Annotated in this window: 7 protein-coding genes; 6 read left to right on the forward strand and 1 reads right to left on the reverse strand. The window is 72.3% G+C overall.

Annotated features, from left to right (window positions below; all coding sequences use genetic code 11):
* The 5 genes from ABME01_RS15540 to ABME01_RS15560 all read left to right on the forward strand — a co-directional run.
* Positions 1–570, forward strand: a 570-nt coding sequence (locus ABME01_RS15540) for an alkyl sulfatase C-terminal domain-containing protein (protein ID WP_353829337.1), incomplete at its 5' end; no start/stop codon positions are given.
* Positions 571–604: 34 nt separating this feature from the next.
* Positions 605–1,744: an AI-2E family transporter gene (locus ABME01_RS15545; RefSeq protein ID WP_353829338.1), complete on the forward strand. Its 1,140-nt coding sequence runs from the start codon at positions 605–607 to the stop codon at positions 1,742–1,744.
* 60 nt (positions 1,745–1,804) lie between these two features.
* Positions 1,805–2,953 (forward strand): type III polyketide synthase, encoded by a 1,149-nt coding sequence (locus ABME01_RS15550; RefSeq protein WP_353829339.1) that lies wholly within the window; start codon positions 1,805–1,807, stop codon positions 2,951–2,953.
* Position 2,954: 1 nt separating this feature from the next.
* A complete protein-coding gene (locus ABME01_RS15555; protein WP_353829340.1) occupies positions 2,955–3,716 on the forward strand; it encodes a methyltransferase in 762 nt (253 codons plus the stop codon).
* Positions 3,709–4,887 carry an FAD-dependent oxidoreductase gene (locus ABME01_RS15560; protein ID WP_353829341.1) on the forward strand — a complete coding sequence of 393 codons (1,179 nt, stop codon included), beginning with the start codon at positions 3,709–3,711 and terminating at the stop codon, positions 4,885–4,887. The genes ABME01_RS15555 and ABME01_RS15560 overlap by 8 nt, the downstream gene beginning before the upstream one ends.
* Positions 4,888–4,932: 45 nt before the next feature.
* Here the strand turns inward: ABME01_RS15560 and ABME01_RS15565 are convergent, their stop codons facing one another.
* Complete coding sequence (locus ABME01_RS15565) at positions 4,933–5,379, reverse strand: nitroreductase family deazaflavin-dependent oxidoreductase (protein ID WP_353829342.1); 447 nt, start codon at positions 5,377–5,379, stop codon at positions 4,933–4,935.
* A 391-nt stretch (positions 5,380–5,770) separates the two neighbouring features.
* Between ABME01_RS15565 and ABME01_RS15570 the strand changes: the two genes are divergently transcribed.
* On the forward strand, positions 5,771–7,545 hold a 1,775-nt coding region (locus tag ABME01_RS15570; RefSeq protein WP_353829343.1), incomplete at its 3' end, for an ATP-dependent Clp protease ATP-binding subunit.

Genomic DNA, 7,545 nt, shown 5'->3' on the forward strand with positions numbered 1-7,545 from the left:
CGGCAGGCGTTCGACGAGGGCGACTTCCGCTGGGCGGCGACGCTGCTCGACCACGCGGTGTTCGCCGACCGCGACCACGCCGACGCCCGGGCGCTCTACGCCGACACGCTCGAGCAGCTCGCGTACGGCGCCGAGAACGGCCCGTGGCGCAACTTCTTCCTCTCGGGTGCGACCGAGCTCCGCGGCGAGAACTTCGGCACGCCGACCTCGACGGCGGCGCCGGAGATCCTCGCGCAGCTGACGCCCGAGCAGCTGCTCGACGCCATCGCCATCAGCGTGGACGGTCCGCGGGCCTGGGACCTCGACCTCGCGCTGGACCTCAGGTTCACGGATGTCGGGCGGAACTTCCGCGTCACGCTGCGCAACGGGGTGCTCGTCTACGTCGAGAAGGCCGCGGACGACTCGACCGCGCAGGCGACGGTGTCGCTCGCGAAGCCCCGGATGATCGCGCTCGTCGGGGGCGACCGCGAGAGTCCCGGCATCGAGCGCGGCGGCGACGCCGACGTGCTCGACCGGCTGATGTCGGTGCTGCAGCCCGGTGACCCCGCGTTCGACATCGTGCTGCCCTGATCCCCCGGCGGCGCCGGACGCCTATGGTGGTCCCGTGAGCGAGCAGGCGCCAGCAGTCCCGTCCGGTCCGAGCGTGCGCGGTGCGGTGGTGGTGATCGCGACGCTCCTGGTGCTCGCCGCCCTGTGGTTCGCGCGCGAGCTCGCCGCACCGCTCGCACTGGCCCTCGTGCTCGTCGTGATCGTGCATCCCATCCGCCATCCGCTCGAGCGCCGGGGCTGGCCCGGCTGGGCGGCGACCACGGCGGTGATCACGGTCGCCTACCTGATCCTCGCGGCGCTCGCCGCGCTGCTCGTGTTCGCCGGCGCCGAGTTCGCCGAACTCGTGGGCGACCTCGTCGACGAGCTGCAGGCCACGGCCGCCGCCGTGAGCGACCAGCTGGTCTCGATCGGGCTCGGCGACCAGGTCGCCGACGCGACGGCCCGGGTGCTCGACCCGTCGGCGCTGCTCGGCCTCGCCCAGGGCGTCGGCGGCTGGCTCATCGGCTTCCTCACCGCCGCGTTCTTCGTGCTCGCGTACATCATCTTCATGGCCGCCGACGCGGCGCGGTACGGGCGGGCGGAGCAGGTGTTCGGCCCGGCGATCCGTCCGCGGGTCGAGCGGATCCTCCACCTGAACTCCGGGATCCGCCGCTACTACGTCGTCAACGCCACCTTCGGCGCGATCGTGGCGGTCATCGACGGCCTCGCGCTCTGGGCGCTCGGCATCCCGGTCCCGGCGGTGTGGGCCATCCTCGCGTTCGTCACCAACTTCATCCCCAACATCGGGTTCGTCCTCGGGCTCGTGCCGCCCGCCGTGCTCGCGTTCGTCGTCGGCGGAGTGCCGCTCCTGCTCGTCGTGATCGCCGTGTACTCGATCGTGAACGTCGTGCTGCAGGTGCTCGTGCAGCCCAAGTTCGTCAGCGACGCCGTCGACCTCTCGCTGACGCTGAGCTTCGTGTCGGTCGTGTTCTGGACGTTCGTGATCGGCCCGCTCGGCGCCATCCTCTCCATCCCGCTCACGCTCGCGGCGCGCGAGGCGCTGCTCGGCGGCGGCGAGGGATGGCTCCGCTGGCTCTCGGGGAACGCCGCGCTCGCCGACGACCCCGAACCGTCCGCACCGGCGACCGAGGCGGATCGCGGTCCGCTCGCTGGGCAGATGCCGGGACCTCTGGATCGCGACGACCCCGCCGGTTAGTCTGCAATCGGGGAAGGGGGCACCCATGCCGCAGCGACGAAGCGATCCGGAGCCGACGGCATGACGGGCAGCGTGCACCTGCGGGGGCTGGCCACCGTGGTGCCCGACACCGTGCTCCCCCAGCCCGCCGTCCGAGACGTGTTCGCGGCGCAGCCCGACCTGAACCGCCTCGCCCAGCGGATCATCACGACCTCGTTCGACGTCTCGGGGATCGAGCGGCGCTACACGGTGCTCTCCGAGCTCACCTTCGACCAGCGCGAGGGCGAACCCGTCTTCTTCGACCGCGAGAGCGGCGAGCTGCTCATGCCTGGGACGAAGGCGCGCAACGAGATCTACGCCACCGAGGCGACGCGGCTCTACCTCGAGGCGGGGCGGCAGGCGATCGCCGCGACGCCCGGGATCGAGGCCGAGGACGTCACCCACGTCGTCACGGTCTCGTGCACGGGCTTCTACGCGCCCGGTCCCGACTACATGCTCGTGCGCGACCTCGGCCTCGGCCCGGCCGTGCAGCGCTACCACCTCGGCTTCATGGGCTGCTATGCCGCGATGCCCGCGCTGCGCACGGCCGCGCAGTTCTGCGAGGCCGATCCCGACGCGGTCGTGCTCGTCGTCAGCGTCGAGCTGTGCACGCTGCACCTGCGCTCCTCCAACGATCCGGACACCATCGTCGCCTCGTCGCTGTTCGCCGACGGCGCCGGCGCCGGGATCGTGACCGCGCGGCCGCTCGAGGCCGACGAGCGGGCCTTCGCGCTCGACCGCTTCGAGACCCGCATCACGCCCGTCGGCGAGGGCGACATGGCGTGGAAGATCGGCGACCACGGCTTCGAGATGGTGCTCTCGAACGCGGTGCCGTCGATCATCGACGACCACATCACGGGTGCGCTCGATCCGCTCCTGGCCCCCGAGCCCGAGCTCGCCGACGCCCTCGCCGCCGACGTCGCCGGCGACCGGATCGCGCACTGGGCCATCCACCCCGGCGGGCGCAGCATCCTCGACAAGGTCGAGTCGCGGCTCGCGCTGACCGAGGCGCAGCTCGAGCCTGCCCGCGAGACGCTGCGCGACTACGGCAACATGTCGAGCGCGACGGTGCTCTTCGTGCTGCGCAACATCCTCGACCGGGCCGCCGCCGTGGACGGCGACCGCGTCGCGGCGATGGCCTTCGGGCCCGGACTCACGGTGGAGTCGGGCCTCATGACGGTGAGGGGATGACATGACGCTGACCGAGGTGCGCGAGCCGGGCCTGCTCACCGCGCTCGCGTCGCTCGATCACCGCGACGAGCACGCCCGGGAGCTCATGGACGACCCCGGTGCGGACCCGTCCGCGCTGGCGCGCACCTACCGACGGTTCGGGCTCGTGAATCGGATCGTCTCGCGGCCGGCCGCCGTCTACGAGGAATGGGTGCGCCCCAGGCTCGCGACCACGCATGCGGCCCGGATGCTCGACGTCGGCGTCGGCGGCGGCGACCTGCCCCACCGCATCCTCCAACTCGCGCGGCGCGACGGCCTCCGGCTCGAGGTCGTCGCCATCGATCCCGACGAGCGGGCCGTCCGAGCGGCCTCCCGGTTCTCCGACCCCCGCTTCCGCACGCGCGTGGCCTCGACCGCCGACCTCGTCGCCGAAGGCGAGATGTTCGACGTCGTCTGGTCGAACCACGTGCTGCACCACCTCTCGGCCGGCGAGCTCGGGGCGCTGCTCGCCGATACCGAGCGCCTGGTGGCGCCCGGAGGGATCGGCGTGCACGGCGACATCGAGCGGAGCCGCGGCGCCTACCTGGGCTTCTGGGCGGCGACGCTGCCGTTCGCGTGGAACGTCCTCGCCGGCTCGTTCATCCGCCAGGACGGGCTGACCTCGATCCGCCGCAGCCACACCGCTCCGGAACTGGCGCGCGCGGTGCCGCCCAGCTGGCGGGTCAAGCGGGGGTTCCCGTCCCGGCTCGAACTGGTCTGGGGCAGCGAGATCCCGGATGAGTGATCCGGAGACGGGCGTCGACGCCGAGCTGCCGATGCACGATGTCGTCGTGGTCGGCGCCGGTGCCGTCGGGCTCCTGCTCGGATGCCTGCTCGCCCGTCGCGGGCTGCGCGCGGTCCTGCTCGAGCGCCGCCCCGTCGCGCCGCCGCCCGGTACCTCGTCGCGCGCGATCGGGATCCATCCGCCCGGCCTGCGCGCCCTCGCGGCGGTCGGCATCGGCGACGAGGTGCGACGGCGCGCGGTCGTGATCCGGGACGGCCGGGTCTCGTGCGACGGGCGCACGCTCGGCTCGCTCCGCTTCCCGAAGTCGGGGCGGGTGCACTCCCTGCCGCAGCGCGAGGTCGAGTCGCTCCTCGAGGCGCGTCTCGACGACGCGCGGACCGTGGAGATGCGCCGCGGGCTCGAGTTCGTCGGCGTCACCGACCGCGGCACGCACCTGGTCGTGCACGCGAGGAACGGCGACCGGGCGGGTGAGGTCCGCATCGCCGCGCGCTACGTGGTGGGCGCCGACGGGGTCCGCAGCGCGCTCCGGGACCTGGTGGGCGCCGAGTGGCGGCCGCAGCGCGGCCGGGGCAGCTACGTGATGTGCGACACGCGCGACGACACGGGCGCACCCGAGACCGCGCTCCTGCACTTCGAGCCGGCCGGCGTGGTGGAGTCGTTCCCGATGCCCGGCGAGCGCCGTCGATGGGTCGCCCGCGTGCGACGCGCGCCGACCGAGCTCGACGCCGCCGCCGTCGCGACGGTCGTGACGGCCCGCACGGGCGCCGAGTTCGACGTCGCGGTCGCGTCGGCGCCGACCGCGTTCGAGGCCGCGCAGCACGTCGCGCATCCGATGGCCGCGGGCCGCATCGCGCTCGTCGGCGACGCCGCGCACGAGATCAGCCCGATCGGCGGGCAGGGCATGAACCTCGGATGGAGCGACGCCGTGCACCTCGACCGGGAGCTCGCCGCCGCGCTCGCGGCATCCGCGCCCCTCGACGTGTTCAGCACCTACGACCGGTCCCGGCGCGCGGCGGCGATGCGCGCCGCGCGCCAGGCGGCCTTCAACATGCGCATGGGCGCGCCGGCGAACGGGCTCCGGCTTCGCGCGCGCAACTCGGCGGTGCGCGTGCTCGGCATGCCCGGCCTGCGTCGGGTGCTGGGCCGGGCGTTCACGATGCAGTGGCTCTGACGCCCGCGGCATCCGGCGTCGTCGCGCGGTGCCGCGGCCGGCGGATCAGCCCCGGGCGTCGAGCGGGGTGAGCACCAGGATCGGGATCTCGCGGTCGGTCTTCGACTGGTAGTGGTCGTAGTCCGGCCAGACCTCGGTCGCGCGGCCCCACCAGAGGTCCTTCTCGGCGCCGGTCACCTCGCGGGCGACGTACTCGCGCTTGACGTCGCGGTCCTGGAGCTCGACGCGCGGCTCGTCCTTCATGTTGAAGTACCAGGCCGGGTGCTTCGGGTCGCCGCCCTGCGAGGCGACGACGGCGTACTCGCCCTCGTGCTCGACCCGCATGAGGGCGGTCTTGCGCAGCTTCCCGCTCTTCGCGCCGAGCGTCGTCAGGATGATGACGGGCTTGCCGCGCAGCGAGTTCGCCTCGCGCCCTCCCGTCGCCTCATAGGTCTCGGCCTGGTCGCGCGCCCACTTCGACGTGCTGGGTGCGTAGTCGCCCTGCAGCGGCATCCGTGTCCTCCTCGTTCGGGTCCTCGCTCCACGCTAACGTGCGCCCGCCTGCCGCCATTCCCGCCACCAGCTCGCCCTTCTCAGGAGTTATGCGGCGGGTCGCGGTTCGCGACGGCGCGTCTTCCCGAGAAGCGGTCGGATCCGCGGATTCCTCCTGAGAAGGGCGAGTGGTGCGGCTGAGAAGGGCGAGTGGCGCGCTGAGGAGGGCGCGCGGCGCGGGGTGCGGTGGGTGGGTCGGCCGGCGTCGACAGCGTCGGAGCGCCGGTCTAGCGTGAGGGTCGGGGACTGAGCCGGGCGCGCTGTCGCAACGACGCGAGTTCGCGGAATCCGGAATACGAGCCCGTTCGCTAAAGTTGAGTCTTGTAGGCTCAAGTTTGAAGAAGGGAAGTCCGTGGCCAACATGCAGGGCGCGCCGAGCTCCCAGGAGGAGCAGAAGTCGGCGCTCGAACAGTACGGCGTCAACCTCACCGAGATCGCGAAGCAGGGCAAGCTCGACCCGGTGATCGGCCGCGACGCCGAGATCCGTCGCGTCAGCCAGGTGCTCACCCGGCGCACCAAGAACAACCCCGTGCTCATCGGCGAGCCCGGCGTCGGCAAGACCGCCGTGGTCGAGGGGCTGGCCCAGCGGATCGTCGCCGGCGACGTCGCCGACTCGCTGAAGGACAAGCAGCTCGTCGCGCTCGACATCTCCGCACTCGTCGCCGGCGCCATGTACCGCGGCCAGTTCGAGGAGCGCCTGAAGGCGGTGCTCAAGGAGATCAACGAGGCCGAGGGACGCATCATCACCTTCGTCGACGAGCTGCACCTGCTCATGGGCGCCGGCGGCGGCGAGGGATCGGTCGCGGCCTCCAACATGCTCAAGCCCATGCTGGCCCGCGGCGAGCTGCGGCTCATCGGCGCGACCACGCTCGACGAGTACCGCGAGTACATCGAGAAGGACGCCGCGCTCGAGCGCCGCTTCCAGCAGGTCTTCGTCGGCGAGCCGAGCGTCGAGGACACCGTCGCGATCCTCCGAGGCCTCAAGGGCCGATACGAGGCCCACCACGGCGTGACCATCACCGACGCCGCCCTCGTCGCGGCGGCGTCGCTGTCCAACCGGTACATCTCGGCGCGGCAGCTGCCCGACAAGGCGATCGACCTCGTCGACGAGGCCATGAGCCGACTGAAGATGGAGATCGACTCCAGCCCCGTCGAGATCGACCAGCTCAAGCGCGAGGTCGACCGGATGCGGCTCGAGGAGCTCGCCCTGAAGAAGGAGAAGGACGACGCCTCCAAGGAGCGACTCGGCACGCTGCGCGAGCGCCTCGCCGAGAAGGAGCGGGACCTGGTCGAGCTCGAGGAGCGCTGGGCGCGCGAGCGGATGTCGCTGAACCGCGTCGGCGAGCTGAAGAAGCAGCTCGACGACGCCATGACCCGTCGCGACCGCGCCATGCGCGAGGCCGACTACGCGACCGCGTCGAAGCTCGAGTACGAGACCATCGCCCAGCTGCAGCGCGACCTCGAGGAGGCCGAGCGCGCCGAGGCGGCGCCGGACGAGCCGCGCATGGTCAACGAGCAGGTCACCGAGGAGGACATCGCCGCCGTCATCGCGCAGTGGACCGGCATCCCCGTCGGCCGGCTCATGCAGGGCGAGACCGAGAAGCTGCTGCACCTCGAGCAGGAGCTCGGACGCCGGGTCATCGGCCAGCGACGTGCCGTCGCGGCCGTCGCCGACGCGGTGCGCCGGGCGCGTGCCGGGGTCAGCGACCCCGACCGGCCGACCGGGTCGTTCCTCTTCCTCGGCCCGACCGGCGTCGGAAAGACCGAGCTCGCCAAGGCGCTCGCAGACGTGCTCTTCGACGACGAGCACGCCATGGTGCGCATCGACATGTCGGAGTACGGCGAGAAGCACTCGGTGTCGCGCCTGGTCGGCGCGCCCCCCGGCTACATCGGCTACGAGCAGGGCGGCCAGCTCACCGAGGCCGTGCGCCGTCGGCCGTACTCGGTGATCCTCCTCGACGAGGTCGAGAAGGCGCACCCCGAGGTGTTCGACGTGCTCCTGCAGGTGCTCGACGATGGCCGGCTGACGGATGGGCAGGGTCGCACCGTCGACTTCCGGAACGTGATCCTCGTGCTCACCTCCAACCTCGGCTCGCAGTTCCTCATCGACCCGGCGATGTCGTGGGA

Origin of the sequence: Agromyces litoreus (assembly GCF_040496015.1) — a bacterium.
In the GTDB taxonomy this organism is placed as follows: Bacteria; Actinomycetota; Actinomycetes; order Actinomycetales; family Microbacteriaceae; genus Agromyces; species Agromyces litoreus.